Origin of the sequence: Agrobacterium sp. LMR679 (assembly GCF_027157905.1) — a bacterium.
Lineage (GTDB): Bacteria > Pseudomonadota > Alphaproteobacteria > Rhizobiales > Rhizobiaceae > Agrobacterium > Agrobacterium leguminum.
On the sequence record NZ_JAPVOJ010000001.1, the window covers coordinates 193,370 to 217,788 of the forward strand.

At 61.3% G+C, this 24,419-nt stretch carries 22 protein-coding genes and 2 pseudogenes; 14 read left to right on the plus strand and 10 right to left on the minus strand.

Annotated elements, in window-relative coordinates; genetic code table 11:
* The first annotated feature begins 7 nt into the window (after nt 1-7).
* From O3W47_RS00895 to O3W47_RS00915, 5 genes are all read left to right on the plus strand, one after another.
* Nucleotides 8-1,126 carry a pyridoxal-phosphate-dependent aminotransferase family protein gene (locus tag O3W47_RS00895; protein WP_269312717.1) on the plus strand — a complete coding sequence of 373 codons (1,119 nt, stop codon included), beginning with the start codon at nt 8-10 and terminating at the stop codon, nt 1,124-1,126.
* 158 nt (nt 1,127-1,284) lie between these two features.
* Nucleotides 1,285-1,479, plus strand: coding sequence for a hypothetical protein (locus O3W47_RS00900; protein WP_269312718.1), 195 nt, complete (start codon nt 1,285-1,287; stop codon nt 1,477-1,479).
* Between the two features lie 106 nt (nt 1,480-1,585).
* Nucleotides 1,586-2,032: a helix-turn-helix domain-containing protein gene (locus tag O3W47_RS00905; protein ID WP_269312719.1), complete on the plus strand. Its 447-nt coding sequence runs from the start codon at nt 1,586-1,588 to the stop codon at nt 2,030-2,032.
* A 14-nt stretch (nt 2,033-2,046) separates the two neighbouring features.
* Nucleotides 2,047-2,451 carry a VOC family protein gene (locus O3W47_RS00910; RefSeq protein ID WP_269312720.1) on the plus strand — a complete coding sequence of 135 codons (405 nt, stop codon included), beginning with the start codon at nt 2,047-2,049 and terminating at the stop codon, nt 2,449-2,451.
* A 56-nt stretch (nt 2,452-2,507) separates the two neighbouring features.
* A complete protein-coding gene (locus O3W47_RS00915) occupies nt 2,508-2,717 on the plus strand; it encodes a hypothetical protein (protein ID WP_442864609.1) in 210 nt (69 codons plus the stop codon).
* 164 nt (nt 2,718-2,881) lie between these two features.
* On the opposite strand, the gene O3W47_RS00920 is transcribed toward O3W47_RS00915, so the two are convergent.
* Nucleotides 2,882-4,702, minus strand: coding sequence for an IlvD/Edd family dehydratase (locus O3W47_RS00920; protein WP_137004630.1), 1,821 nt, complete (start codon nt 4,700-4,702; stop codon nt 2,882-2,884).
* 522 nt (nt 4,703-5,224) lie between these two features.
* Between O3W47_RS00920 and ytfQ the strand changes: the two genes are divergently transcribed.
* The 5 genes from ytfQ (at nt 5,225) to O3W47_RS00945 (ending at nt 10,556) form a co-directional block, all read left to right on the plus strand.
* Nucleotides 5,225-6,184: a galactofuranose ABC transporter, galactofuranose-binding protein YtfQ gene (gene ytfQ, locus O3W47_RS00925; RefSeq protein ID WP_020809449.1), complete on the plus strand. Its 960-nt coding sequence runs from the start codon at nt 5,225-5,227 to the stop codon at nt 6,182-6,184.
* 75 nt (nt 6,185-6,259) lie between these two features.
* Entirely contained in the window at nt 6,260-7,783 is a 1,524-nt protein-coding gene (locus O3W47_RS00930) for a sugar ABC transporter ATP-binding protein (protein ID WP_269312722.1), read from the plus strand.
* Entirely contained in the window at nt 7,783-8,826 is a 1,044-nt protein-coding gene (locus O3W47_RS00935; RefSeq protein WP_161991441.1) for an ABC transporter permease, read from the plus strand. Before O3W47_RS00930 ends, O3W47_RS00935 begins: the two co-directional genes overlap by 1 nt.
* Nucleotides 8,823-9,803: a galactofuranose ABC transporter, permease protein YjfF gene (gene yjfF / locus O3W47_RS00940; protein WP_127758064.1), complete on the plus strand. Its 981-nt coding sequence runs from the start codon at nt 8,823-8,825 to the stop codon at nt 9,801-9,803. Before O3W47_RS00935 ends, yjfF begins: the two co-directional genes overlap by 4 nt.
* A gap of 18 nt (nt 9,804-9,821) precedes the next feature.
* Complete coding sequence (locus O3W47_RS00945) at nt 9,822-10,556, plus strand: FadR/GntR family transcriptional regulator (protein WP_003523755.1); 735 nt, start codon at nt 9,822-9,824, stop codon at nt 10,554-10,556.
* A 46-nt stretch (nt 10,557-10,602) separates the two neighbouring features.
* Here the strand turns inward: O3W47_RS00945 and O3W47_RS00950 are convergent, their stop codons facing one another.
* Complete coding sequence (locus tag O3W47_RS00950) at nt 10,603-11,820, minus strand: MFS transporter (protein ID WP_269312723.1); 1,218 nt, start codon at nt 11,818-11,820, stop codon at nt 10,603-10,605.
* A 182-nt stretch (nt 11,821-12,002) separates the two neighbouring features.
* On the opposite strand from O3W47_RS00950, the gene O3W47_RS00955 reads away from it, so the two are divergent.
* Nucleotides 12,003-12,941: an AraC family transcriptional regulator gene (locus O3W47_RS00955; protein ID WP_080820666.1), complete on the plus strand. Its 939-nt coding sequence runs from the start codon at nt 12,003-12,005 to the stop codon at nt 12,939-12,941.
* 9 nt (nt 12,942-12,950) lie between these two features.
* Here O3W47_RS00955 and O3W47_RS25310 read toward each other — a convergent pair whose 3' ends face one another.
* The 5 genes and pseudogenes from O3W47_RS25310 to O3W47_RS00970 form a co-directional block, all read right to left on the minus strand.
* Nucleotides 12,951-13,550, minus strand: a complete 600-nt coding sequence (locus tag O3W47_RS25310) for an OB-fold nucleic acid binding domain-containing protein (RefSeq protein WP_442864595.1) — start codon at nt 13,548-13,550, stop codon at nt 12,951-12,953.
* Nucleotides 13,508-14,209 (minus strand): helix-hairpin-helix domain-containing protein, encoded by a 702-nt coding sequence (locus O3W47_RS25315; RefSeq protein WP_442864610.1) that lies wholly within the window; start codon nt 14,207-14,209, stop codon nt 13,508-13,510. Before O3W47_RS25315 ends, O3W47_RS25310 begins: the two co-directional genes overlap by 43 nt.
* Nucleotides 14,195-16,227, minus strand: a pseudogene (locus O3W47_RS25320) (PHP domain-containing protein); the annotation flags it as partial. The gene O3W47_RS25315 and the pseudogene O3W47_RS25320, both read right to left, overlap by 15 nt.
* Entirely contained in the window at nt 16,224-17,741 is a 1,518-nt protein-coding gene (locus tag O3W47_RS00965) for a Y-family DNA polymerase (protein WP_269312724.1), read from the minus strand. The pseudogene O3W47_RS25320 and the gene O3W47_RS00965, both read right to left, overlap by 4 nt.
* Nucleotides 17,656-18,420, minus strand: coding sequence for an ImuA family protein (locus tag O3W47_RS00970; RefSeq protein WP_142842802.1), 765 nt, complete (start codon nt 18,418-18,420; stop codon nt 17,656-17,658). The genes O3W47_RS00965 and O3W47_RS00970 overlap by 86 nt, the downstream gene beginning before the upstream one ends.
* Nucleotides 18,421-18,650: 230 nt before the next feature.
* On the opposite strand from O3W47_RS00970, the gene O3W47_RS00975 reads away from it, so the two are divergent.
* From O3W47_RS00975 to O3W47_RS00985, 3 genes and pseudogenes are all read left to right on the plus strand, one after another.
* Nucleotides 18,651-19,007 carry a DUF1304 domain-containing protein gene (locus O3W47_RS00975; RefSeq protein ID WP_080820661.1) on the plus strand — a complete coding sequence of 119 codons (357 nt, stop codon included), beginning with the start codon at nt 18,651-18,653 and terminating at the stop codon, nt 19,005-19,007.
* Nucleotides 19,008-19,011: 4 nt separating this feature from the next.
* A pseudogene (locus O3W47_RS00980) lies at nt 19,012-20,296 on the plus strand (glycerate kinase type-2 family protein).
* A gap of 118 nt (nt 20,297-20,414) precedes the next feature.
* On the plus strand, nt 20,415-20,663 hold the full coding sequence (locus O3W47_RS00985) for a hypothetical protein (protein WP_137454211.1): 249 nt from the start codon (nt 20,415-20,417) through the stop codon (nt 20,661-20,663).
* 273 nt (nt 20,664-20,936) lie between these two features.
* Here the strand turns inward: O3W47_RS00985 and O3W47_RS00990 are convergent, their stop codons facing one another.
* The 3 genes from O3W47_RS00990 to O3W47_RS01000 all read right to left on the minus strand — a co-directional run bounded on the left by O3W47_RS00990 (nt 20,937) and on the right by O3W47_RS01000 (nt 24,416).
* Complete coding sequence (locus O3W47_RS00990) at nt 20,937-22,124, minus strand: Gfo/Idh/MocA family protein (protein ID WP_127758071.1); 1,188 nt, start codon at nt 22,122-22,124, stop codon at nt 20,937-20,939.
* A 21-nt stretch (nt 22,125-22,145) separates the two neighbouring features.
* Nucleotides 22,146-23,198 (minus strand): sugar phosphate isomerase/epimerase family protein, encoded by a 1,053-nt coding sequence (locus O3W47_RS00995; protein WP_059757362.1) that lies wholly within the window; start codon nt 23,196-23,198, stop codon nt 22,146-22,148.
* A gap of 144 nt (nt 23,199-23,342) precedes the next feature.
* Nucleotides 23,343-24,416 (minus strand): ABC transporter ATP-binding protein, encoded by a 1,074-nt coding sequence (locus O3W47_RS01000; RefSeq protein ID WP_269312725.1) that lies wholly within the window; start codon nt 24,414-24,416, stop codon nt 23,343-23,345.
* Nucleotides 24,417-24,419: the final 3 nt, after the last annotated feature.

The following is a 24,419-nucleotide window of genomic DNA, read 5'->3' on the forward strand; positions in this document are numbered from 1 at the left end:
AAAAGACATGCCCGTTCCGGATTATGCATTGCTGCTCGACCCGCCCGCTTTTCCCGCGGAGCGTTACGCCATTCTTTCTGACCGGCTGGCAGCCTTGATGGGCACGGGGAACGACGTCCTTCTCATACAGGCGGAAGCCGTGCTGGCGCTTGAGGCGGCGGCGACGAGCCTTGCCCGACCGGGCCTTAGAGCGCTCAATATCGTCACCAGCCCCTATGGCGCATGGTTCGGCGGCTGGCTCGCGAGAGGCGGCGCGACGGTGCGCAACCTGACCGCCAGTCCGGCAAAGCCGGTCACGCTGGAGGAGGTGGAACGGGCGCTGGACGAGGGCCAGGGCTTCGATCTTCTCGCCATCGTCCATGCGGAATCCGCGAGCGGTATTCTCAACCCCCTGCCCGCCATTGCCGCGCTCGCTCGGGAAAAAGGTATCGTCACGCTCGTCGATGCCGTCGCCTCCATCGGCGGCCATGCCTTCGAGGTCGACCGGCTGGGCATCGATATCGCCGTCATCGGCCCGCAAAAGGCGTTGGCCGGCCCGGCCGGGGTTTCCGCCATTTCCGTCAGCGAAAAAGCGTGGGAGCTTCTTTCCCATGGTAGGGCGCCGGAAAACTCCATGCTCTCGCTTCTGGACCAGAAGAAACTCTGGCTCGATACCGGCCGCGGCGCACTGCCCGGAACGCCCGCTCCGCTGGAATTCTACGCGCTGGAGGCCGCCCTCGACCGGATAGAGGCGGAAGGTCTGGCATCTGCCAATGAACGCCATGAAAGAGCGGCCGCGGCCACCCGGAACGGCATCAGGGCGCTCGGTATTCCGACCTGGGTGGAAGAGGCACACGCCTCCGCCCTCGTTTCCACGGCGATCCTGCCGGATACCGTGGAAGCCGGAGCGTTTCTCGCGGCCGCATCCAAAAAGCAGGGCGCGGATCTTTCCGCCGGTGTCGGCCCCGGCGCGGAACGGCTGATAAGGCTCAATCACACCGGTCGGAGGGCGCATCCGGAGGCGGTGAAAGCCAATATCGCGGCCTTCTCCAGCGCCCTGAAAAGCCTCGGCCATGCCGCAGATACCGATTCCGCACTGGAAGCGACTGAAAAAGCCTATTCTGACGCCCCTTCGAACGGCGTTTAACGCCGCTAATAAACGTTCATTGCGCCAAATCCGGCAGCGGCGGAATGTCAGTCACGACATTGTTGTTAAAAATGGTAGACAAATTCCTCGGCCAATCTTGACGAAATCATGGCAACGCGCGAAACTTAACGCTACGTTAACTCGCGTGAAGAAGGGAAATGGCCATGGTAGCAGGGTTCAACATGCTCTCCTTTGACCTCTTTGGCATCGGCCGAAGGATGCCCGTCGTCAATGAGCGGGTGGAGACCGAGTTTCAGGACAAGACACCACGCAGACCGGACGACGAACAGCATGATGACGACCGTGACCAGGAATATGAACTGTTCTTCTGGTCGCTTTATCCGGTGATCTAGATCATCCGCAACGGCTCGCCGGCATGAACCTTGCCAAAGGACGGCAGGTTCATTCAATGATTGCCACATGCCGTCTGGAAATGAAAAGAACTCTGCAAACAGAGACGTGTTGCTCCTGCGCCGCCTGTTGCGCGCCAGGGATCATATGGACGCGGCACCGCATGAGGCATGGCCCGTTTCACGCCTTGCAAAAGTCAGCGGCGCCTCGCAGGCGCATTTTGCAAGATCGTTTCGCGATGCCTTCGGCATACCCCCTCACCGCTATCTGCTGACCCGCCGGGTGGAGCGCGCCGTGGCGCTTTTGCGCGACACCGACCTTCCAGTCATCGACATCGCCTTGCAGACCGGCTGGAACAGCATCGGCACATTTGGCCGCGTCTTCCGCGATGTAACCGGGGAGAACCCGAGCGAAGTGCGGCGACAGATGCGGCTTTCGCCTGCCGATCTCGAACAGGTTCCCCATTGCTTCGTCAGCGCCGCCCATCGCCCCCATCTCACAATCGCAGTTTCGGAGAAGCGCCGACAGGCGAAAGGCGGTAGGCACGATGAGTGAAAGGGAGATAGCTCATGAAAAATGGTGTTCAAGTCGTCGGGCTTTACGTTCATGACCAGGACGAGGCGCTGCAATTTTATGTCGAAAAACTTGGATTTCGTGTGCATACGGACGCACGCAACGGCGATTATCGCTGGTTGACCGTGCAGCATCCGGACCAGCCGGATTTCCAGCTCGGCCTGTTTCGGCCACAGGCCCCGACCGTTGACGAGGCAACGGCGCAGGATCTGAACGAAGCCGTGGCCAAGGGCGCCATGCCGCCTTTGGTTCTGGTGGTCGAGGATTGTCAGAAGGCCTTTGACGCCATGCACAAACGCGGCGTCGAATTTACCCAGGAACCGATTTCCCGCTACGGCTCTGTGGATGCGAGTTTCCGCGACCCTTCCGGCAATGGCTGGAAGCTCGTCCAGGCCCGTTGAGGCAACCGTGTGTCACATTCCATCATGGATGCTTTTTCTCGGGGGCGACTTTGATCTTGCAAAAATGGATAAGGCAGAGCCATCGGTGGCTGGGCATTCTGCTGACCATCACCATTCTGGCGAACTTCGCTTCGATGGCTTTCGGCCCGACACCGCCGGTGATCGTTTATGCCCCGCTTATTCCGCTGACTTTGCTTATCGGCAGCGGGCTCTACATGTTCTTCCTGCCTTATCTGGGAAAGGCGCTCTCCTATTCGAAGGACTAGGCAGGCGGGCGACGAGGCGCTGTACACGCCACATGCCCGGAAGATAGCGGCGGTTTTGAAGAGCGACGCTTATCGAATGTCCGAAAATATTCAGCCCCGGGACGACGCCCCGGGGCTGATTTTTAGCCGATTTTTAGAAGCGGCCGGCCGAAACGGCCTTGCCTTTAGTGGTTGTCGCGCGGCAGGCCCTTGGTCTGGGCGATGCGCTGATACTTGACCGCCGGTTCCAGAACCGCGCCGGTTTCCATCTGGCTGACGATACCGCGCTGGATTTCCTGCCATGGCGTCTGGTGGTCCGGGAACTTGTAGCCGCCCTCAGCCGACAGTGCCTCGTAACGCTTGGCCAATTCCTCGCCGGAAATCAGGATATCCGCCTTGCCGCGACCCACATCGATGCGGACGCGGTCACCCGTCTGCAGGATGGCGAGGCCGCCGCCGGCCGCCGCTTCCGGGGAAGCGTTGAGGATGGACGGGCTGCCCGACGTGCCGGACTGACGACCATCGCCAATGCAGGGCAGCGAATTGACGCCTTCCTTCAGAAGATAATCCGGCGCGCGCATGTTCACCACTTCCGCGGCACCCGGATAACCGATGGGGCCTGCGCCGCGCATGAAGAGGATGGTGTTGGCGTCGATCTTCAGCGACGGATCGTCGATGCGGTGATGGTAGTCCTCCGGACCGTCGAACACCACGGCGCGGCCTTCGAAGGCTTCCGGGTCGTTCGGGTTGGACAGGTAACGGTTGCGGAACTCTTCCGAGATCACGCTCGTCTTCATGATGGCGGAGGAGAACAGGTTGCCGCGCAGCACGCGGAAGCCGGCGCGCTCCTTGAGCGGCTGCTCATAGGGGCGGATGACCTTCTCGTCCTCGATGATCGCGCCGCGGCAATTGTCGCCGATGGTCTTGCCGTTGACGGTCATGGCGTCTTCCATGATCAGTCCCTGGTTCATCAACTGGTTGACGACTGCGGGCACGCCGCCGGCATGATAATAATCCTCGCCGAGATATTCACCGGCCGGCTGCAGGTTGACGAGCAGCGGCACGTCTTCACCATAGGTCTGCCAGTCATCCACGGTCAGCTCGACGCCGACATGGCGGGCAAGGCCGTTGAGGTGGATCGGCGCGTTGGTGGAACCGCCGATGGCCGAATTGACGCGGATGGCGTTGATGAAGGCGTCCTTGGTCATGATGTCTGATGGCTTCAGGTCTTCCTTGACCATTTCAACGATGCGCAGGCCGGTGAGGTAGGAAACTTCCTGACGGTCACGGTAAGGGGCCGGGATGGCGGCGGAGCCGGGAAGCTGCATGCCGAGCGCTTCGGCCAGCGAGTTCATGGTTGTTGCCGTACCCATGGTGTTGCAATAGCCGGTGGACGGCGCCGACGAGGCGACGAGCTTGACGAAGCCCTGATAGTCGATCTCGCCCTTCGCCAGAAGTTCGCGCGCCTTCCAGACGATGGTGCCGGAGCCGGTGCGTTCACCACGGAACCAGCCGTTCAGCATGGGGCCGACGGAAAGGGCGATGGCCGGAATGTTGACGGTAGCCGCCGCCATAAGACAGGCAGGCGTGGTCTTGTCACAGCCGATGGTCAGCACGACGCCATCGAGCGGATAGCCATAAAGCACTTCCACGAGGCCGAGGTAAGCCAGGTTGCGGTCGAGGCCGGCCGTCGGGCGCTTGCCGGTTTCCTGGATCGGATGGACCGGGAATTCGATCGCGATGCCGCCGGCTTCGCGGATGCCTTCACGCAGGCGGTTTGCCAGTTCCAGATGGTGACGGTTGCAGGGCGAAAGGTCCGAACCGGTCTGGGCAATGCCGATGATCGGGCGATCGGACTGAAGCTCGGCCTGGCTCAGACCGAAGTTCATGTAACGCTCGAGATAAAGCGCGGTCATATCCGCGTTGGCGGGATTGTCGAACCACGCGCGCGAGCGAAGCTTGCCTCCCTTGCCCTGGGTTGCGGGAAGATTGTCGGATGTAGTCATGATGCGGGTCTCCAGCCGGAAGTGGCCAACGGTAAAATATTACGAAATGCGACAAGCTTATGTTGTGCGCAAGGAAAATGGAATCAGCTTTCGGAGATCACGCATAACCGACAGAGCAGCCCCAGACGAGTGATTTGGAGCTGTTCTGCGGCTTTAGCCGAATATTTTTCGGCATTTACGATGATACCGGTGTCGCGCAACGGCCTCTTCCTCCCTGCCTTGCCGGAATGCGGCTGGCCCGATGGCCCGGCACTCCGCCTCAGTCCGATCTCTTTATTTGTATTACTATTAGATGCCGTCATTGCCTGTCAAGCCACGTCATGGGCCATTTTCGGCATGTTCAGACAGGAAAAGAGCGCAATTGATTTCCGCACAAACCATTGATTCATTATATTTTATGACAAAATTTCGCCGTAACTGGCGAAAGCCAAATTGCGAAAAGGCCAAAAAACCACTTTTCAAGAGTATTACTATATGCTCATAGTGTCGCCGTCACGCTGACATCATCTCTGGGAGGATAAGATGAGAAAAGCTCTTGCGGCATTCACTGTCGCCGTTTCCGCATGCCTTGCATCCAGTGTTTCCGCACAATCGCTTACCGTCGGCTTCTCGCAGATCGGTTCGGAATCCGGCTGGCGTGCGGCTGAAACCACCGTCACCAAGCAGCAGGCGGAGAAGCGCGGCGTCACGCTGAAATTCGCCGACGCGCAGCAGAAGCAGGAAAACCAGATCAAGGCCGTTCGCGGCTTCATCGCGCAGGGCGTCGACGCGATCCTGATCGCTCCGGTTGTCGCAACCGGTTGGGACGCCGTGCTGAAGGAAGCCAAGGAAGAAAAAATCCCTGTCATCCTGCTCGACCGCCAGATCGAGGCTTCGGACGATCTTTACCTCACCGCCGTAACCTCCGATCAGGTTCATGAAGGCAAGGTTGCCGGCGACTGGCTGGTCAAGGATGTCGGCTCCAAGGACTGCAAGGTCGTTGAATTGCAGGGCACAACCGGCTCTTCGCCCGCCATCAACCGCAAGAAGGGCTTCGAAGAGGCTATTGCCTCGCACAAGAACATCAAGATCGCGCGCTCGCAGACGGGTGACTTCACCCGCACCAAGGGCAAGGAAGTGATGGAAAGCTTCATCAAGGCCGAAGGCGGCGGCAAGGATATCTGTGCGGTCTACGCTCACAATGACGACATGGCCGTCGGCGCGATCCAGGCGATCAAGGAAGCCGGCCTGAAACCCGGAACCGACATCAAGGTCGTTTCCATCGATGCCGTGCCTGATATCTTCAAGGCCATGGCAGCCGGCGAAGCCAACGCCACCGTCGAACTGACGCCCGACATGGCCGGCCCCGCCTTCGACGCGCTCGAAGCCTATCTGAAGGACAAGAAGGCCCCGCCGAAGTGGATTCAGACCGAATCCAAGCTCTACACGGCATCCGACGACCCGATGAAGGTCTACGAGGCGAAGAAGGGTCTGGGTTACTGACAACCCATTCTTCGGAAGGAGCGGCGCGTCGTTCGTGCCGCTCCATCATGGCATTTTTCATGCGGAACCTGCTCAATGTCCGAAACGGCACCACTTCTGGAAGCACGCGCCATCGGCAAATCCTTTCTCGGGATTACGGCGCTTGATGGCGTCGATTTTTCGCTCGGGCGCGGTGAAATCCACGCGTTGCTCGGCGAAAACGGCGCAGGCAAATCAACGCTGATCAAAATTCTCACCGGCGTTTATCACCGCGACAGCGGTTCGATCTTTCTGGAAGGTAGCGAGATTTCGCCCACCAATGTCGGCGAGGCTCAGGCGCTGGGCATCGGCACTGTCTATCAGGAAGTGAACCTTCTCGAAAACCTGACGGTAGCCGAAAACCTGTTTCTCGGCCGCCAGCCGCGCCGCTTCGGGCTGATCGACCGCAGCACGATGCAGAAGAATTCGCAGGCGCTGCTTGCCCAGTACGGGCTGTCCATCGACGTCAACGCGCTGCTTTCCAGCTATTCCGTCGCCATCCGCCAGATCATCGCCATTGCCCGCGCCGTCGATCTTTCCGGCAAGGTGCTGGTGCTGGACGAACCAACCGCCAGCCTTGATGCCCACGAGGTCGAGATGCTGTTCGGCGTCTTGAGAAACCTGCGCACACGCGGCATCGGCATCGTCATCATCACCCACTTCCTCAATCAGGTCTACGACATAGCCGACCGGGTGACGGTGCTGCGCAACGGCCGCCTTGTCGGCACCCGCGATATCGGTAGCCTGCCCCGTTCCGAACTGATCTCGATGATGCTCGGCCGCGAGCTTCAGCACATCACCCATGAACATCAGGCGACCGAAGATACGGTTGCCGAGGGCGAGCCGCCGATCCGTTTCGAAGGTTATGGCAAACGCGGCAGCATCGCCCCCTTCGATCTCGGCATCCGCCCCGGCGAAATCGTCGGCGTCGCCGGGCTGCTGGGTTCGGGCAGGACGGAAACAGCCTTCCTGCTGTTCGGCATCGACCGGCCGGATACCGGAAAGGCTGTCATCGACGGCCAGACGGTGGCGATTTCTTCGCCGGAAGCCGCCATTACCGCCGGTTTCGGTTTCTGTCCGGAAGAGCGCAAGACCGATGGCATCATCGGCGACTTTTCCGTCACCGACAATATCGCGCTGGCGCTTCAGGCCCGGCAGGGCTGGGCCCGGCCGCTGTCGCGCCGGCAGAAAGCGGAACTGGCCGAAAGCTTCATCAAGTCGCTGGATATCCGCCCGGCCGACCCCGACCGGCCGATCAAATTCCTGTCCGGCGGCAACCAGCAGAAGGCCATTCTGGCGCGTTGGCTCGCCACCCACCCCCGGCTGCTGATCCTCGACGAGCCGACACGCGGCATCGATATCGGCGCGCATGCGGAAATCCTCAAAATGATCGAAAAACTCTGCAGCGAAGGCATGTCGCTCGTCGTCATCTCCTCCGAACTGGAAGAACTCACCGCCGTGGCCCACCGTGTCGTCGTGCTTTCCGACCGCCGTCATGTCAGTGAGTTGAAGGGCGGCGACGTGACCGCCGACAACATCATGCGGGCGATTGCCGATGCGGCAAAAACGGAGGCGGCATGATGGCAGCAGTGACACGACGGCTGAAAAGGCTTGCGCCGCAGCTTGCCGCGCTCTTCATCATTCTGGCAGCGATAACAATCCTTTCGCCGGGTTTCCTGCATGTCTCGTTCCAGAACGGCAGGCTCTATGGCAGTCTGGTGGATATTCTCGTGCGTGCCGCACCGGTCGCGCTTTTGACCATCGGCATGACGCTGGTCATCGCCACCAAGGGCATCGATCTGTCCATCGGCGCCGTCATCGCCATCTGCGGCGCGGTCGCGGCCACGCTCATCAGCAATGGCCATTCCATTCCCTCGGTCATCGTCATCTCGCTTGCGGTGGGCATTGCCTGCGGGTTGTGGAACGGCGTGCTGGTCGCCCTTCTCGACATACAGCCGATCATCGCCACGCTGATCCTGATGGTGGCGGGTCGCGGCATCGCCCAGCTCATCACTGAAGGCGTCATTCTCACCTTCAACAATGACAGCTTTTCCGCCATCGGTTCCGGCTCGTTCGCAGGCATTCCGCTGCCGGTCATCATCTGGGTTGCGGCGGCGCTCACGATCGGCCTTCTGGTGCGCAAGAGCGCGCTCGGTTTCCTGATCGAGGCGACCGGCATCAATCGCCGCGCCGCAGCGCTGGCCGGGGTGCGGGCCCGCTTCCTGCTGTTCTTCGTTTATGCGGTTTCCGGCCTTTGCGCGGCCATCGCCGGCATGATCGTCACCGCCGATATTCGCGGCGCGGATGCTAACAACGCCGGGCTGTGGCTGGAGCTCGACGCGATCCTTGCGGTGGTCATCGGCGGCACCTCGCTGAATGGCGGGCGCTTCTCCATCACCGCCTCGCTGATCGGCGCGCTGATCATCCAGACCATCAATACCGGCATTCTCGTCTCGGGCTTCCCGCCGGAATTCAACCTCATCATCAAGGCCGGCATCATCATGGTGGTGCTGACGCTGCAATCACCGGCGATCATGGCCGTCCTCGGTTTCGTGAAAGCGCCGAAGCCGCACGTCAAACCGGCGGCCACCAATGGCATGACCAAGGAAGGAACCGCGCGATGATCCACAGCCGCAACCTGCCCTTCCTCACCACGCTGACGATCTTCGTGATCGCCTATCTTCTCTGCGTGCTGCAATATCCGGCGATCCTGTCGACACGGGTGATCGGCAATCTCTTGACCGACAATGCCTTCCTCGGCATCGCGGCCGTCGGCATGACCTTCGTCATCCTGTCGGGCGGCATCGATCTTTCCATCGGTTCGGTCATCGCCTTTACCAGCGTCTTCGTCGCAGTCATGGTCGGCACCTATAATATCCATCCGCTGCTGGCCTTCGCCATCGTGCTGGTGGTCTCGACGCTGTTCGGCTGCCTGATGGGGGCGATGATCCGTTTCCTGTCCATCCCGCCCTTCGTGGTGACGCTGGCCGGCATGTTTTTGGCGCGCGGGGCTGCCTATTTGATCTCGACGCAATCAGTGCCGATCTCGCATCCGTTCATCGATGCGATACAGGGCTTTTATTACCGCTTCCCCGGCGGCGGCAGGCTGACGGCGCTCGCCATGCTGATGCTTCTCGTCTTTGCCGCCGGCATGCTGATCGCCAGCCGCACCCGCTTCGGCGCCAATGTCTATGCGCTCGGCGGCAACCCGCAATCCGCCGAGCTGATGGGCGTGCCGATCGGCGCGACGACCATCGGCATCTATGCGCTGTCCGGCTTTCTCTCCGGCCTCGCCGGCATCGTCTATACGCTCTACACCTCGTCGGGTTATTCGCTGGCGACGGTGGGCGTTGAACTCGACGCCATCGCCGCGGTCGTGATCGGCGGGACGTTGCTAACTGGCGGCACGGGGCTGGTGGCGGGAACCTTTATCGGCCTTCTGATCCAGGGCTTGATCCAGACCTACATCGTTTTTGACGGGACGCTGTCCTCCTGGTGGACGAAAATCGTCATCGGTGTGCTGCTTTTCGTCTTCATCGTGTTGCAGCGCGCAATCATCTGGTATTCAAACAGGAGACTGGCCGGGCCACACCCGGCATAACCACCAAGGGAGGCTTGCTTGGGGCTGCTCGAAACGACGATAAGCGGGCGAAAACGCCGGAACAGCCACGCCCATGTGGTCTCCGAACTCGGCAGCGCCATCGTCTCGGGCAGAATTGCGGAAGGCTCCCTGTTGCCCAATGACGCGGAACTCTCCATGCGCTTCGGCGTCTCGCGCACCGTGCTGCGCGAAACCATGAAGACGCTGGCGGCCAAGCGGCTGGTGGAGCCCAAGGCGAAAGTGGGCACCCGCGTTCTCGACCGCTCGAGCTGGAACTTCTTCGATCCGGATGTGCTGGGCTGGCGCTGCGAAGCCGGCATAGACCAGGAATTCGTCACGCATCTGGCGGAGATCCGCCTGGCGCTGGAGCCGGCAGCGGCAGCAGCAGCGGCCCTGCAGGCCTCCAATGACGATATCGTTTCGCTTTACGTCATCGCTGCAAAGTTCGACAATCCGAAACATACGCCGGAAAGCATCGCCAAAGTCGATCTCGAATTCCACCTCGCCGTGGCGCATATGTCCGGCAACCCCTTCATGCGCTCGGCAAGCGGGCTGATCGAAGCAGCACTTGCCATTTCCTTCCAGCTCTCGTCGCCGGCCGCTTCGCCTGGTACCATCGCCGAAATCGCGTCCAATCATCTGCGCATAGTCCACGCCATTGCAGCGCGTGACGCGGATGCGGCGGTGAAAGCCATGCGCCACGTGATCGAGGTCGGTAAAGACCGGACGCAGAAGGCGATCAAGACGGTTTGAGGAGGAGGAGGACCCGCAGGGATGCGGGTCCGTTTTCTCCAACCAATTACCCCTGCGATGCCTCGACCTGCGGCACCACGCCACGGCGCGACGCCATCAGCGATGCGCCGAGAAGGGCGGCAATCGCCACGAAGACGAAAACCATCGTCGCCCCCTGAAGATCGATCAGCAGGCCGCCCAGAACCGCACCGCTGGAAATGGCGATCTGGAACGTGGTGAGCAGCAGCGCACCGGCGCTTTCCGCTTCATCGGAAGCGGCGCGCGTGATGAAGCTCTGCACACTGACCGGAAGCGCACCGAAGGCGAAGCCCCAGGAGGCGATGGCAAGGCCGGCAATCAGGGGCGACGCACCCGCCACGACCAGAACGGAGGCCGATGCCGCGATGAGAGTCGCCGCAAATGTCACGGCCCATGCCGTGTTTTTCTCGGAGAGGAAACCGCCGAAAAGATTGCCGAAAAAGCCGCCGACACCATAAACCAGAAGGACGAGGGAAATCGCCTCGACGCCAAGAAGCGTCACATCTTCCAGGAACGGACGGACATAGGTGAAGCCGGCAAAATGACCCGCAACGATGAACAGCGTCGTCAGAAGGCCGATCCGCACCTGCGGCCGCTGCAACAGGCGGAACATGGTGGAAAGACCGGGTGCGCCAGCCGGCGGCAGCGACGGAACGGTGAGCAATTGCACGAAAAGTGCGATGACACCGAGCGCGCCCGCAACCACAAAGGCCGAGCGCCAGCCAAGCGTCGCGCCGATCCACGCGCCCACCGGCGCTGCACAGACGGTGGCGACCGAAACCCCTGTCAGGATGATGGCCATGGCGCGCGGCATCTTCTCAAGCGGCACGAGCCTCAGCGCCAGCGCCGCCGACATGGCCCAAAAGCCGCCAAGGCCGATGCCGAGCAGGACGCGCGAGGCGAACAGCATGAAAAGACCGTTGGCGAAGGCGGCCAGCGTGCTGGAAATGATCAGCAGCGTGGTCAGCCCAAGCAATGTCCAGCGGCGGTCGATGCTGCGTGTGCCGATGACGACGCCGGGGCCGGCGACCGCCGCGACCAGCGCCGTAACGGTGATGGATTGACCGGCGATGCCGGAGCTGACGGCGAGATCGGCCGAAAGCGGCGTGAGAAGGCTGACCGGCAGGAATTCCGCCGTCACCAGCCCGAAAACGCCGAGCGAAAGCGAAACCACGGCCGCCCATTTCGCATCCGGCTCTGTCTTGCGCGGCACATATTCAAGCTCGTTTATGGTCCGGTTGTTCATGAAAATCTCCTGACGCGCATTCCCGGAATGCGTCCTGAAACGGAAAGGCGAAATGGTGAAACCGGTGGGAGCCTGGTTCAACAACCGCAAATCGATGCACATAAGCTATGCGTGACATCCCGGCGTTTCCATGCTAAAAAATCCATATTCCTTAACCAAACATCCGAATTTGCGAGAGCGCCATGAATGATGCCCTGACCGAAATGTTGCGTGGCCTGAGGCTCGATGGTGTCGAATACGGCCGGTGCCGCATGGCCACACCCTGGGCGACAGCCTTTCCCGAACAGGAAGCCGCGCGGTTTCATTTCATCGGCGTCGGTCAGGCGAAATTGCAGAAACCTTCCGGGGAATGGCTGACGCTGACCTGCGGCGACGCCGTGCTCCTGCCCCGTGGCCACGCCCATGTGCTGGGCAGCGGCGAAAATGTGACGCCTTCCCCCTTCGACCGTTTCGGCAAGAAGGAAGTGTGCCAGGGCGTTTTCGACTTGCAATGCGCGAGCGCCGGCGGCGATACCGTGGCCTTTACCGCTTCCATGCGGTTCAACATGGACAATCTGCACCCGCTGTTGCAGCTGATGCCGGATGTGATGCTGACCAGCGATCTGGCCAAAAGCGACCCGGCCATCCCCCATCTGCTTGAAGCCATGACGCGCGAGGTGGAACTGAACCGCGTCGGTGCGGGCGGCATTCTGGCAAGGCTTGCCGATGTGCTGACCGCGACATTGATCCGTACATGGGTGGAATATGGCTGCGGCGATTCCAGCGGCTGGCTGGCCGCCGTGCGCAATCCCGAACTCGGGCGGGTGCTGGCCGCCATCCACCTCAACCCCGAAAAGGACTGGAGCGTGGAGGAGCTTGCCTCGCTGATGGGCGCATCCCGCTCCAGTTTCGCGGAACGTTTCACCCGCGTGGTGGGCGAAAGCCCGGCCCGTTATGTGGTGCGCGTGCGCATGCATCAGGCGCGGCTGTGGCTGCGCGAAGGCATGCGCGTGACAGTGGCGGCGGAAAAGCTCGGTTACGATTCCGAAGCCTCCTTCAGCCGCGCCTTCAAACGTGTGCTCGGCGCGCCGCCCAGCCAGTTCCGCAGGAAGGACACGGCCGGGCTGGAGGATGCGGCATAGGAATGTGTCTCAGTGGAAATTGCGGGAAATGACCTTTATCCGCTCCACCTCATCGTCATCATCGACCGTAGCCGGCGCGTGTTTCCTGATAGTGCGATGATCTTCCGGCGGCATGCCGTGGTGGAACTCATCGCCCCGCCCATGCGGCAGGGGAAAAGCGCGATTGCGCTCGCCCACACTTGCCAGCGCCTCTGACAGATCGGTCAGCCGGTGGGCGACCAGATGCACCACCTCACCTTCCCGCTGGATTTTGCCGTAAATGCCGACCATGCCGGCGGACAACACCACGCGGCGGTATTTTTCGAAGGTTTTGACCCACAGCACCGCATTGGCAATGCCGGTCTCGTCCTCCAGTGTCATGAAGATCACGCCCTTTGCCGAACCGGGGCGCTGGCGCACCAGCACCAGACCGGCCGTTTCCAGCCATGTGCCATCCCGAACGCGCACCGCCTCCGCACAGGTGACGATGCGCCGGCGGGAAAGATCGCGCCGCAGGAAGGTCATGGGATGTTCGCGCAGGGTCAGCCCCACATGACCGTAATCCTGCACAACCTCGCCGCCATCCGTCATGGGCCGGAGCGCGACGGCAGGTTCCTGAAGTTCGTCCACGACAGCATTTTCCCGGCTGGCGGCGGCGGCAAAAAGCGGCAGCGGCTCATCCCGCAAAGCCTTGATGGCCCAGAGCGCTTCTCGTCTGGCAAGCGAAAGCGACGGCAGAAAGGCATCCGCCTCCGCCAGACAGACAAGGGCGGCGGCAGGAACGCCCGCCCTTCGCCACAGATCGTCGACGGAGGCAAAGGCCGATCCTGCCGGGAGGCGACGATTTTTGCAGCATGGTCATTGGAAAGCCCCTTCACCATGCGCAGGCCAAGCCGCACGGCAAAGCGGTCCTCACCCTTGCCATTCTTCTTGCCCGTAGGCTCCAGCGTACAATCAAAGCGGCTGTTATTAACGCAGACCGGACGCACCTCGACACCATGATCACGCGCATCGCGCACGATCTGCGCCGGGGCGTAAAAACCCATGGGCTGCGAGTTGAGAAGCGCCGTACAGAAAATATCGGGATGATGGCATTTCAGCCATGAGGAGGCGTAAGCAATCAGCGCGAAGGAAGCCGCATGGCTTTCGGGGAAACCATAACTGCCGAAACCTTCCAGTTGCTTGAAGATGCGTTCGGCGAATTCCTGCTCATAACCGCGCTCTACCATGCCCGTGACCAGTTTCTCCCTGAATTTGGAAATGGTGCCTACATTCTTGAAAGTCGCCATGGCCCGGCGCAGCTGGTCAGCCTCATCTGCAGTGAAACCGGCGCAATCCATGGCGATCCGCATCGCCTGCTCCTGAAACAGCGGAACACCCATCGTCTTTCCCAAGACGCTTTCAAGTTCTTTTTTCGGAAAAAGGACCGGCTCCTTTCCTGCCGGCGGCGTAGATAGGGATGCACCATATCCCCCTGAATGGGGCCGGGGCGAACGATGGCAACCTGAATGACGAGGTCGTAAAACTCCTTCGGCCTCAGGCGCGGCAGCATCGACATCTGCGCCCGGCTTTCAATCTGGAACGTGCCGAGCGTATCGGCCTTCTGGATCATGGTATAGGTAGGCCCGTCATCCGGCGGCATGGCGGCGAGATCGTATTTTTCTCCCGTGCGTGCCTCCAGCATGTCGAAGCCGCGCTTCATGCAGGAGAGCATGCCAAGCGCCAGGCAATCCATCTTCATGAACTTCACGACATCGATATCGTCCTTGTCCCATTCGATGATCTGGCGATCATCCATGGCGGCGGGTTCGATCGGCACCAGCTCGTCCAGCCGGTCATGGGTCAGAACAAAGCCGCCCGGATGCTGGCTGTGATGGCGCGGTGTGCCCACAAGCTGGTTGGCCAGTTCGAAGGCAAGCTTCAGGCGGCGATCCTCCATATTGAGGTTCAGTTCCTTTACCTGCTTTTCACCCACCCCTTCGCTCCAGCGCCAGACCTGCGAAGACAGAAGCTTGGTCAGGTCTTCCGGCAGGCCCAGAACCTTGCCAACATCGCGCAGCGCCCCGCGCCCGCGATAACGGGTAACGACAGAGCAAAGTGCGGCCTTGTCACGGCCGTAGGTGTCATAGACCCACTGAATGACCTCTTCGCGCCGCTGGTGTTCAAAATCCACGTCGATATCCGGCGGTTCTCCCCGGTTCTCGGAAACGAACCGTTCAAAGACGAGATTGCTGAAAAGAGCGGGATCGATGGCGGTGATGCCAAGCACAAAACAGATAACCGAATTGGCCGCCGAACCACGCCCCTGACATAGAATATCTTTTGAGCGCGCATAACGGACAATGGCATTCACGGTCAGGAAATAGGAGGCATATTGCAGCCTGCCGACAACCGCCAGCTCATGATGCAACGCCTTTTCCACCTTCTCTGGCAAACCCTTTGGATACCGCCCCGGCACCGCTTCCCAGACCATCTTCTCCAGCGCCTGCTGCGCCGTCAGCCCCGGCAGGCTCCGCTCCTCGGGATATTGATAGACCAGTTCCTTCAGCGAAAATTTGCAGCGTTTTGCAATTTCAAGGCTGCGGGAAAGCGCTTCAGGGTAACGGGCAAACAGCCGGTGCATCTCTTCCGGCGGTTTCATGTAACGATCGGCGTGGCGCTCGCGGCGGAAACCCGCCTCGTCGATGGTGCAATTGTGCCTTATGCAGGTGACGACATCCTGTAGCATTCGCCGCTCCGGCACATGAAAGAGCACGTCATTGGTGACAACAGTCGGTACACCTGCGACCTGCGCCATCTCCGATAGCTCGAAAAGCCGCATCTGGTCGTTGGGGCGTCTTCTGAGGCTGAGTGCCATATAGGCCCTGTCGGCAAAGGCGGCTTTGAGACGTCGCAGCCGCAGTGCGCAAAGATCATCCGCGAGGTCAGCGAGCAGCACGACGATCAGGCCTTCGCCATAGGCAACGAGATCGTCCCAAGCCAGCCGGCATTTGCCCTTGCCGCCTCTTTTCTTGCCGATGGAAAGCAGCCGGCAAAGCCGCCCGTAAGCCGGGCGATCCATGGGATAGGCGAGCACGGAAAGATCGTCATCCAGATCGAGCCGGCAGCCGATGATGAGGCGGATGCCATGATTATGGGCGGCTTCATAAGCGCGGGGAATGCCCGCAAGACTGTTGCGGTCCACGATACCCAGCGCCTCGATGCCGAGGCTTTTGGCCTGTTCGAAAAGCTCCTCGCAGGAGCTTGCCCCACGCAGGAAGGAAAAATGCGTGGTCACCTGCAGCTCGGCATAACGGGGCGTATTCATGCGAAGACCCCGTGAATGAACCAGCCCTGCGAACCCGTTTCGGCATGTTCGCCATCACCGGAGCGGAAAATCCAGAAGCGCTCGCCGCCTTCGTTTTCCACCATGAAATAATCGCGTACGGCGGCCTTTTCCCGGTCGCGTTTCCACCATTCGCCGAACACCCGTTCCGGCCCGTCGGCGCGCCGCACGTTATGGCGCACGCCTTTCCAGAGGAAATAACGCGGCGGATGGTCGGGCAGCAGCGCCAGCGTCTCGATGGGTTCCGGCCTTGCAAACAGCCTGACCGGACGCGGCCAATGGCTGGGCCAGCCGAGCGTATCCTCCACCGCCAGCGCCGCAACTGAAGTAAGGGAGCGTTCCGGCACATCGCTTGCCACCGCCGCATAACGATAGACCCGGTGGCCGCGATTGAGGATGACATCGACCGTATCGGCGATTTCCGCACGGCCTTCCTCCAGAAGCGAAGAACGGGCCTGCGCGGCGACAAGCGGCTCGGCATGGGTGGCGGTCAGCACCATCATCTCGATGCCGAAACCGGGATCGATGGTGTCGATACGGTCGGTCAAAAGCCGGACAAGCTGTTTGACATCGCGCACCGGTCTGGACGTGCCGGCCCGGATGGCCTGCAGGCCACTATCCACCCGGTGCAGCACCAGATCGACCCGGCGCGCGCCGAGGCCGCGCTTTTCCAGCGCGACGCAAAGTTCGGCAACCAGCTTTTGGCTATAACGGGCAATCGTTTCCGCCGCCGCGATGGGTTCGGGAAAGGCGCGCCGCACCTCCACCAGATCAGCCACGCGTACCGGTTCGATGGGTTCGCCGATCTCGCCGAGCGCCTGGGAAAGGCGGCGAACGAGCTCGGGGCCGAAACGCAGGGTCAGCGGCGCGCGCGGGGCTTCGGCAAGCTCGCCGATGCTGCGGAAACCGAGCACCTTCAGCCCGGAAACGATACGCTCCTCCAGCCTGAGCGCAGCAAGCGGCAAGCAGCTGATCGCCGCACGCTGCCCGCCCGGCGGCACGATGCTGATCGCGTCACGGCTAAACCGCGCCAGCGCATGGGCCGCACCCCAGCTATCGGCAATGGCGGCGCGGGCGGCAAAGCCGGCGGCATGCAGGCGGTTGACCATGCCGCTCAGCATCAGCGTCTCATTGCCGTGCAGATGGTCCGCACCCGCCGTGTCCAGCACCAGCCCGTCGGGTGGGTCGGCGGCGACGATCGGGGCATAGATACGCAGGAAATGAAAGGCCAGCTGCTGCAGGGCGCGGGCATCACCAGCCGCATCCAGATCTTCAACGAGAAGACCCGGCACCAGCGCCTGCGCCTTGCTGACCGGTGTGCCGGGGCGGATGCCCGCCGCCTTTGCCGCCTTGTCGAGCGCCAGCACCAGCCGGCGGCTGCCCTGACGGCCAATCATGACCAGCGGCTTTTCAGCCGGCGGCGCGTTCTTGCCCGAAAGACGCCGGAAACGATCCGTCGGCCATGTCGGCAGGTAGAGCGAGACGACCCTTTGCATCACAGGCTTCCACTTCAAATTCGGCACTTTCGCCGCCGCGACATCGCAAAAGTTCGAGAAACCAGCGCGGCCTGCCCACCCCCGGCACCGGCAGGGGGGATGAAGGCCGCACGGAAATGCGCCAGCGGGTCACCGCCGACGTCGGCTCCCCGAACAGCGCCGCATCGGCTTGACGCCGGAAGCGGCGGATGGCGATGCCGGTAACCCCAGAGGTTTCCGCCGCCAGCTGCAACCGCCGCGAGGCGGTCATCGGCAGTTTCGCCACTTCACCCATCACCGCGCCGAAACCATTGCAACGCAAGCCCTCCTCGAAACAGTCGAGCACGCCTTTCTCATCGCGGCATTCAACGATGATGAGCCGGTTTTGCGACAGGCCGGCCTGCGTCAGGCCCGGCATGAACAGATCCCGCCGGGTGACACACCATAAAACCTTGCCGGAAAGCCGTGCCGCCACACCGGCAGCAAACAGTGCTGCCGCTGCACCATCGGCAGCGCCATTGCCGCCGCCGCTCAGCTCATGCAGGCAACCGAGCTTCAGCCCGCCTCCCGGCAGGTGATGGTCGATGGCATCCACGCCGAAAGGCAAGGTCTCGTGCAGCCGCTCAGGGCCGTTACCGATCCTTTCCAGCCTTTCACGCAGCTCTTCGACAACGAGCAACTGGTCCGCGCGCTTTTGCATGGCATGACGGTTTTCAATTCCGGATTCTCAATCTTGTTGTTCTTGTTTTGTTCCTATTTCAGCAAAGAGTCAAGCAACAGGCTGTCGCTCATCAACAGTTTGCACGGGAAGAGAGGATTAAGCCCTTGCAGCGCTTCGTCCCGCCGTTAAAACGGAATTGTCCGTTCGCTGCCGTTCTTCTCACGAGAACCGATGCGCCACGGACATCAGGGTTTTGGAGGAAACCGCCGATGATCGCCAGCATTCTGATTGCCGTGGTTGCGGCCATCCACATTTACATCGTCATTCTGGAAATGCTGCTGTGGGAAAAACCGGCTGGCCGCAAGGCCTTCGGTCTCTCGGCGGATTTCGCCCGGCAGACGAAAGTGCTGGCCGCCAATCAGGGGCTTTATAACGGGTTTCTGGCAGCCGGGCTGATCTATGGGCTCATGCAGGGCGATACCGGGCTGAGCTTCAAGGTCTTTTTCCTCACCTGCGTTCTGGTGGCCGGTATTTTCGGTGCCGTTACCGCCAATACCATGAAGATCCTGTTCATTCAGGCGCTGCCCGCCCTTTTGGCGCTTGGCGCACTCTGGATTGGAGTATGAACCGATGACCGCATGGAATGACAGCCGCGCCACAGACGCCCTCAACCAGATTTTCATGGCGGCAGTCGCAAGCGCCGATCCGGCAAAGGTGCTGCAACACCACCTTCCCTCCCCGCCCAAAGGCCGCTGCGTGGTGGTGGGGGCGGGCAAGGCCTCGGCCGCCATGGCCGCAGCACTCGACAAGGCCTGGGCGGATGTCGATCTCTCCGGTGTGGTGGTGACCCGTTATGGCCATGCCGTTCCGGCCGGCCGCATCGAGATCATCGAGGCTTCGCATCCCGTGCCTGATGACAAAAGTGCGGAAGCGGCAAAACGCATTCTCGCCGCCGTCGAGGAACTGACCTCCGACGATATGGTGATCGCGCTGATTTCCGGCGGCGGTTCGGCGCTGATGGTGGCACCTGCCGAAGGCATGACGCTTGCCGACAAGATGGCCGTCAATCGCGCCCTTTTGGCCAGCGGCGCGACGATTTCGGAAATGAACGCCGTGCGCAAGCACCTCTCCCGCATCAAGGGCGGGCGGTTGGCGCTGGCCGCCAAGCCGGCCAGGGTTGTTTCACTGCTGATTTCCGACGTGCCCGGAGACGACCCTCCGAGATCGCCTCCGGCCCGACGGTTGCCGATCCAAGCGACATCGAAACCGTGCGGGAAATCGTCTCCCGTTATGCGCTCGATCTTCCCGAAAACGTGCGCAAGGTGCTGGAAAAAGGCGAGGAAACCCCGAAGGCGGGCGATATCGAGGAAGATATCCGGCTCATCGCCGCCCCCTCGCTCGCCCTGCAGGCGGCAGCGGATGAGGCGGTGAAACTCGGGCTTACGCCGCTTATCCTCGGAGATTCGCTGGAAGGCGAGTCAAAGATGTCGGCGCCGTCATGGCCGGCATCGCCCTTTCCGCCAGCCGCAAGGGCCTGCCGGTGAAAGGCCCGGCCGTGCTGCTTTCCGGCGGCGAAACCACGGTCACGCTGAACAGGGGCGTTGGCGGCAAGGGGCCGGCCGGCAAGGGCGGCCGCAACACGGAATTCCTGCTGAGCCTCGCGCTGACGCTCAAAGGTGCGGACGGCATATGGGCCATTGCCGGCGATAGCGACGGCATAGACGGCGTGGAGGATGCGGCGGGTGCGGTGGTGACACCGGACACGCTTGCCCGCATGCGCGAAGCCGGTATCGATCCGCGCCAGTCGCTTGTGGGCCACGACAGCTACACCGCTTTCAGGGCAGCAGGAGACCTTGTCGTGACGGGGCCGACACTGACGAATGTGAATGATATCCGCGCGATTTTGATCGGGTGATAGCGGGGGAGTTCGCAGGGATTACCGGCCTTCAGGCGTGGGCGTCGTGGAGGGAAGACGTTTTGACTATGCCCTCGGACAGGAGTAATCTGGCGGGATATCCTTTGGAGCCTCAGCCATGCGTTCTGGAGTGCTCATACTTGGCCTGATCATGGCCCTTATTCCAACTTTGGCGGATGCCCACAATTGCAAATGCCGAAATCGCGGCGTCATGTTCCAGCTCGGCCAGACATCCTGCCTGAAGGTCGATGGCGGCTCTTATCTCGCGCGCTGCGAGATGAAGCTCAACGTTTCGTCCTGGACAAAGATTGAGGACGGTTGCCCCATAACGGAACGGGCGCAGACGCAGTCAAGCCGCGTCAATTGATGGCGTTGGGTGGAGGCAGGCCAAGCTCTGCATCGCAGCCGCGTATCGCCACAGCCTTCATCCTTCCGGTTCCGACAAATAATCCTGAACCCAGAGCCAAGCGATGACGCGAGCGCATGCCACTTGTTTCTTCTCCCCGGCGGGGAGAAGTCCGCGGCAGCGGGATGAGGGGGCAAGGATCGAGATATTCGGCAACGTTGCCCCTCATCCGACCCTTCGGGCCACCTTCTCCCCGCCGGGGAGAAGAAGCTTGCCGCGCCCCCGTGCGCAATCTTATAGCTTCACCCAGCCGCCATTCTTCTTGCCGGACTCGATGCAGGCCGTGACGAAAGCGACACCTTTAACCCCGTCATCCACGGTCGGGTAAATCACCGCCGCGTCAAGCGCCGAGCCGGTGCGGCGGGCTTCGATGGCATGCGCCGCCTCGGTATAGATGGTGGCGAAGGCTTCGAGATAACCTTCAGGGTGGCCGGACGGAATGCGGGTGACGCGTGCTGCCGCAGCCCCTGCCCCGGCACCGCCGCGGGTGATCAATTGCTTGGGCTCGCCAAGCTTCGTGAACCAGAGATAGTTCGGGTCGGCCTGCGTCCACTCGATGCCGGCCTTGTCGCCATAAACACGAACCTTCAGCCCGTTTTCGTGACCGACCGCAACCTGGCTGCACCAGAGCAGCCCCTTGGCCGCCTGCTTGCCGCCCTTTTGCTTGAAGCGCAGCATCACATGCGCGTTGTCGTCCAGCCGGCGGCCTTCGACAAAGGTGTGCACATCCGCCGCCAGCTCATCCGCTTCCAGACCGGAAATGAAGCAACCGAGATTATAGGCATGGGTGCCGATATCGCCGGTCGAGCCGCCGACGCCCGATTGCGCCGGATCGGTACGCCAGACAGCCTGTTTCGCACCGGTCTGTTCCACCGCTTCCGTCAGCCAGTCCTGCGGATATTCCATCTGTACCAGACGGATGGTGCCGAGTTCACCGGCCTCCACCAGTTCCCGCGCCTGCCGCACCATGGGATAGCCGGTATAATTATGCGTGAGGATGAACAGGGCATCGGCCTTGTCGGCCACCTGCTTCAGCTTTTTGGCGTCTTCCAGGTTGGAGGTCAGCGGCTTGTCGCAGATGACATGGATGCCGCGCTCCAGAAACGCCTTGGCGGCCGGATAATGCACATGGTTGGGGGTGACGATCGCCACCGCCTCAATGCCATCCTCACGCAGCGCTTCCTTTTCGGCCATTTCCTCGAACGAACCGTAGCAACGCTCGGGATCTAGCCCCAGCTCACGGCCGGAGGCGAGGGATTTTTCCGGCGTCGAGGACAGGGCCCCCGCCACGAGATCGAAGCGATTGTCGAGCCGCGCGGCCATGCGGTGAACGCCGCCGATAAATGCACCCGAACCGCCACCCACCATGCCAAGGCGAATCCGCTTGTTCGCCTTGTCGGTTGTCTTTCCTTCAATAGCCATAATATCTCCCCTGAAATGCTCTCAAAGCCCAAGCATACGGCGGTTGGCCGCATCGTCCGTGCCGCTCGATGCGAAATCGTCAAAGGCTTTTTCCGTGACGCGGATGATATGCGCCTTGACGAATTCGGCCCCTTCCCGGGCGCCATCTTCAGGGTGCTTCAGCGCGCATTCCCACTCGACCACGGCCCAGCCATCGAAATCATTGGCCGCCATCTTGGAGAAGACCGCACCGAAATCCACCTGCCCGTCGCCCAGCGAACGGAACCGACCCGCGCGGTTGACCCAGCCCTGATAACCGCCATAAACGCCCTGCCGTCCGGTCGGATTGAACTCCGCGTCCTTGACGTGGAACATCTTGATGCGGTCCTTGTAGATGTCGATATTGTCGAGATAATCGAGGCATTGCAGAATGTAATGCGAGGGGTCGTAGAGCATGTTGGCGCGCTTGTGGTTCTTCACCCGCTCCAGGAACATCTCGAAGGTCACGCCGTCATGCAGGTCTTCGCCCGGATGGATTTCGTAGCAGACATCCACACCCTGCTCATCGGCGTAATCGAGGATCGGCGTCCAGCGTTTCGCCAGCTCATCGAAGGCCGTTTCCACCAGACCGGCCGGGCGCTGCGGCCACGGGTAGACGAAGGGCCAGGCAAGCGCACCGGAAAATGTGGCATGCGCCTTGATGCCGAGATTTTTCGACGCCTTCAGCGCCAGCTTCACCTGCTCCACCGCCCATTGCTGACGCGCCTTGGGGTTGCCGCGCACTTCCGGTGCGGCAAAACCGTCAAAGGCCTCGTCATAGGCGGGATGAACGGCGACGAGCTGACCCTGCAGATGGGTGGAAAGCTCGGTCACTTCCACGCCGTTCTGGCGCGCGACACCGGCGAACTCATCGCAATAATCCTTCGATTCCGCTGCTTTTTTGAGATCGATCAGCTGCCCGGCCCAGGTCGGCACCTGCACGCCGAGGTAGCCTTTTTCCGCCGCCCATTTGGTAATGCCGTCCCAGCTGTTGAAGGGTGCGGCATCGCCGGCAAACTGGCCGAGAAAAAGACCCGGCCCCTTGATCGTTCTCATAAAAATCTCCTCCTGTATCGATACAGTTTCGCGGTAATCCGCTTTTTTCCCAAGCGCCAAGCTAACCGCTCATGATTTTCAAACAAGCCCCAAAAACGGAGGGACGAGAGAATTTCCGCATTTCGTTGAAAATGCGGAAGGCGCTTAAAGCGCCAGTCCGCTCGCCCTGTCGAAGACGTGCACCCGCTCATGGTGCACGGTGGCGGCAAAGGGAGTGTTGACCTTGACCGGCTGCTCGCCATCCACCACCGCCGTCACATGATCGCCCGCCAGTTCGAAGATCACATGGGTCTGTGCGCCTGTCGGCTCCACCAGCAGCGTCCGGCCGGAGAGCGAAACATCACCGCCGATGGCCGAGCCGATATGTTCCGGTCTCAAGCCAATCGTTACCGGCTGGCCGCGTTTGACCTTTCGGGAGGCGGCGATGCGGATCGCGGTTCCGTCCTTCAGCCGGGCCGCCGGCTGATCGCCCTCACCATCGACCACGCATTCGATGAGGTTCATGGCCGGCGAGCCGATGAAGGCGGCGACGAAGAGATTGGCGGGCGTCTTGTAAAGTTCGAGCGGCGTGCCCTGCTGTTCGATGCGGCCGTGATTGAGCACCACAACCCGGTCCGCCAGGGTCATCGCCTCGATCTGGTCATGGGTGACATAGATGGATGTCGTTCCAACTTTCTGGTGCAGCGCCTTGATTTCACTGCGCATCTGCACGCGCAGCTTGGCGTCCAGGTTTGACAGCGGCTCATCGAACAGGAAGACGGCCGGGTTGCGCACCACGGCACGGCCCATGGCGACACGCTGGCGCTGCCCGCCGGAAAGCTGCGAGGGCTTGCGGTCGAGAAGCTTGCCGAGGTCGAGCATGCGGGCGGCTTCCGCCACGCGCTCCTCGATGACGTTTTTCGGCTGGCCGGCGAGCTTCAGGTTGAAGCCCATATTTTCGGCCACCGTCATGTGCGGATAAAGCGCATAGGACTGGAACACCATGGCGATGTTGCGCTCACGCGGGGTCATACCATTGACCACCTTGTCGCCGATGAGAATATCCCCATCGGTGATTTCCTCCAGCCCGGCTATCATACGCAGCAGGGTGGACTTGCCGCAGCCGGAAGGCCCGACCAGCGCGATGAATTCACCATCCGCTATACCAAGCGAGATGCCGTGAATGACATCGAGCGCGGCGTAGGACTTGGCGATATCCCTGAGTTCGACGGAAGCCATGTT

What these genes read in the sequence shown, in the direction of transcription:
- O3W47_RS00895 (WP_269312717.1), top strand. Translation starts at nt 8, where the DNA reads ATGCCCGTTCCGGATTATGCATTGCTGCTCGACCCGCCCGCTTTTCCC.
- O3W47_RS00900 (WP_269312718.1), top strand. Translation starts at nt 1,285, where the DNA reads ATGGCCATGGTAGCAGGGTTCAACATGCTCTCCTTTGACCTCTTTGGC.
- O3W47_RS00910 (WP_269312720.1), top strand. Translation starts at nt 2,047, where the DNA reads ATGAAAAATGGTGTTCAAGTCGTCGGGCTTTACGTTCATGACCAGGAC.
- O3W47_RS00920 (WP_137004630.1), bottom strand. Translation starts at nt 4,702, where the DNA reads ATGACTACATCCGACAATCTTCCCGCAACCCAGGGCAAGGGAGGCAAG.
- ytfQ (WP_020809449.1), top strand. Translation starts at nt 5,225, where the DNA reads ATGAGAAAAGCTCTTGCGGCATTCACTGTCGCCGTTTCCGCATGCCTT.
- O3W47_RS00930 (WP_269312722.1), top strand. Translation starts at nt 6,260, where the DNA reads ATGTCCGAAACGGCACCACTTCTGGAAGCACGCGCCATCGGCAAATCC.
- O3W47_RS00935 (WP_161991441.1), top strand. Translation starts at nt 7,783, where the DNA reads ATGGCAGCAGTGACACGACGGCTGAAAAGGCTTGCGCCGCAGCTTGCC.
- yjfF (WP_127758064.1), top strand. Translation starts at nt 8,823, where the DNA reads ATGATCCACAGCCGCAACCTGCCCTTCCTCACCACGCTGACGATCTTC.
- O3W47_RS00950 (WP_269312723.1), bottom strand. Translation starts at nt 11,820, where the DNA reads ATGAACAACCGGACCATAAACGAGCTTGAATATGTGCCGCGCAAGACA.
- O3W47_RS00955 (WP_080820666.1), top strand. Translation starts at nt 12,003, where the DNA reads ATGAATGATGCCCTGACCGAAATGTTGCGTGGCCTGAGGCTCGATGGT.
- O3W47_RS25315 (WP_442864610.1), bottom strand. Translation starts at nt 14,209, where the DNA reads ATGGCGACTTTCAAGAATGTAGGCACCATTTCCAAATTCAGGGAGAAA.
- O3W47_RS00965 (WP_269312724.1), bottom strand. Translation starts at nt 17,741, where the DNA reads ATGCAAAGGGTCGTCTCGCTCTACCTGCCGACATGGCCGACGGATCGT.
- O3W47_RS00970 (WP_142842802.1), bottom strand. Translation starts at nt 18,420, where the DNA reads ATGCAAAAGCGCGCGGACCAGTTGCTCGTTGTCGAAGAGCTGCGTGAA.
- O3W47_RS00975 (WP_080820661.1), top strand. Translation starts at nt 18,651, where the DNA reads ATGATCGCCAGCATTCTGATTGCCGTGGTTGCGGCCATCCACATTTAC.
- O3W47_RS00985 (WP_137454211.1), top strand. Translation starts at nt 20,415, where the DNA reads ATGCGTTCTGGAGTGCTCATACTTGGCCTGATCATGGCCCTTATTCCA.
- O3W47_RS00990 (WP_127758071.1), bottom strand. Translation starts at nt 22,124, where the DNA reads ATGGCTATTGAAGGAAAGACAACCGACAAGGCGAACAAGCGGATTCGC.
- O3W47_RS00995 (WP_059757362.1), bottom strand. Translation starts at nt 23,198, where the DNA reads ATGAGAACGATCAAGGGGCCGGGTCTTTTTCTCGGCCAGTTTGCCGGC.
- O3W47_RS01000 (WP_269312725.1), bottom strand. Translation starts at nt 24,416, where the DNA reads ATGGCTTCCGTCGAACTCAGGGATATCGCCAAGTCCTACGCCGCGCTC.